The organism is Sphaerisporangium sp. NPDC004334, assembly GCF_053602655.1.
In genome coordinates, this window is sequence record NZ_JBSGDZ010000078.1 from 1 (window position 1) to 2,338 (window position 2,338).

The following is a 2,338-nucleotide window of genomic DNA, read 5'->3' on the forward strand; positions in this document are numbered from 1 at the left end:
GCGGGTACCGGACGCGGCGGTTGCGGGTGTCGCATGCGTTCCACTCGCCGTTGATGGAACCGATGCTGGCCGACTTCGAGCAGGTGGTGGCGGGGTTGACGTTGCGTCGCCCGGAGTTGCCGCTGGTGTCCAACCTGTCGGGTGACCTGGCCGGTGAGGAGATCACCGAGCCGGGGTACTGGGTGGAGCATGTGCGGCGGCCGGTGCGGTTCGCCGACACCATCACCACCCTGCGCGGACACGGAGTCGGCTGTTACATCGAGGCAGGCCCGGACGCCCAGCTCACCCCGATGATCGAACAGACCCTCGCCCACGACGACCACACCGGCGACCACGAACACGCCGACGCCCGCAGTGCCGGCGGAGCCCATGGGACCGGCGACCACGCCGAGGTCCGCGCTGTCAATGGCGGTCGCAAGGACGCAGCGGTTGCCTCGGTGGTGGCGTTGCTGCGCCGCGATCGAAACGAGACGGCTCAACTGGTCGCCGGGCTGGGTCAGGCGTGGACGTGTGGCACCGATGTGGACTGGACCGCCTGGCCGGCCTGGACCACCGCGACCACCGGAAGCACCGGAACCACCGCGACCATCGGGACCGAAGCAGCCGGACGGGCCGATGCCGGCGCTTCCATGGGTTCCACCGGTTCGGCCGGTTCGGCCGGTTCAGGTTCGGGTGGTTCGGCCGGGTTGCGGGTCGGGTATCTGGATCTGCCCACCTACCCCTTCCAGCGGCGGCACTACTGGCTGCAGCCCGCCCCCGCCGGTGACCCGGCCGCTGTCGGCCAGAGCGCCGCTGATCACCCGATTCTGGGTGCGGTGGTGGAGCAGCCTGACGGCGGCGCCATCTTGACCGGTCGGCTGTCGCTCACCGCTCAGCCTTGGCTGGCCGACCACGCCATCAACGCCACCCCCATCCTGCCCGGCACCGCCTTCGTGGAACTGGCCCTGCGCGCCGGAGACCAGGTCGGCTGCCCCACCATCGACGAACTCACCCTGCACACCCCCCTGCCCATCCCCGGTACCCACCACCACACCATCAACGGCACCGCCGGCGCTAACGGCACCGGCGACACCAGCATCAGTGACACCGGCAGCGATGGCGTCGTCGTGCAGGTCACCGTGACCGCGCCAGGCCAAGACGGCCGACGTCAGATCGCCATCCACTCCAAAGACGACCACGGACAGTGGACCCGGCACGCCACCGGCACCCTCACTCCGACACCCGCCACCGCTCAAGACACCCCGGCGGAGTTGAGCCAGGCCTGGCCTCCGCCGGGCGCCGAGCCACTGGACACCATCGGCTTGTACGACCGCCTGGTCGACCACGGCTACGGCTACGGCCCCGCCTTCCACGGCCTCACCCACGCCTGGAAACACCACGACGACCTCTACGCCGACATCACCCTCCCCGAACAAGCCGGACAAACCACCCGATACGGCATACACCCCGCCCTCTTCGACGCGACGACGCACCTGGCACTGCTGGCCGGGGAGAACGCCGACAAGGGCGGCCCGCTGATCCCGTTCAACTGGAACGGCGTCACCCTGCACGCCATCGGCGCCACCGCGCTGCGCGTACGGCTGCACCCGGAGCCGGATGGTGGGTTCCGGCTGGACCTGGCCGACCCCGCCGGTCGGCCGGTGGCCACAGTGCAGACGGTGGCATCCCGGCCGGTGGTCGAGACGGATCCGTCGGCGCCGACCGCGGCGTCGGTGGCGCGCTGGCTCACCGAGGTGGTGTGGCGACCGGTGACCGGAGCCTCCGCCGCCGACAACGGGGGAGAGCCGGCGCTGCGTGATGGCGCCGCCGTGGTGGACGCCACCGGCGGTGCCGGCGACGACGCCGGCGACCTGCCGGACAGGATTCGGCGCCGCGTTGGGGCGGTGCTGGTGGCGCTTCAGGACCGGCTGGCCGAGGAGGACCCGCGGCCCGTGTTGGTCGCCACCCGGGGCGCGGTCGCCGTGACCGACGGAGAGACGCCGGACCCGGCGGGCGCGGCGGTCTGGGGATTGGTGCGAGCGGCCCAGCAGGAACACCCCGGCCGGATCGCGTTGGTCGACCTGGAGCCGGTGCGGACGAGAGGGCGCGCCGCGGCCGCTGATGGAACTGCCGCACAGTCGGACCTGAGCTCCCTGGAGATCTCGGCGCTGCCCGGCGACGAGCCGGAACTGGCCATCCGCGGTGACCGGCCATGGGTACCCCGGCTGGAGCGGGCCTGTCTCGGCGAGGAGCCCGTAGCGGCTTGGCCGGTCGATGGGACGACGTTGGTCACTGGTGGTACCGGTGGGTTGGGTGCGTTGGTGGCGCGGCATTTGGTGGCGGTGCATGGGGTGCGGCA

General features: G+C 71.6%; 1 protein-coding gene. It reads left to right on the forward strand.

Going from position 1 to position 2,338, the window contains the following annotated elements; all coding sequences use genetic code 11:
- Nucleotides 1–53: 53 nt before the first annotated feature.
- A partial coding sequence (locus ACWEN6_RS40810; protein WP_452577580.1) for a polyketide synthase dehydratase domain-containing protein occupies nt 54–2,338 on the forward strand: 2,285 nt, incomplete at its 3' end.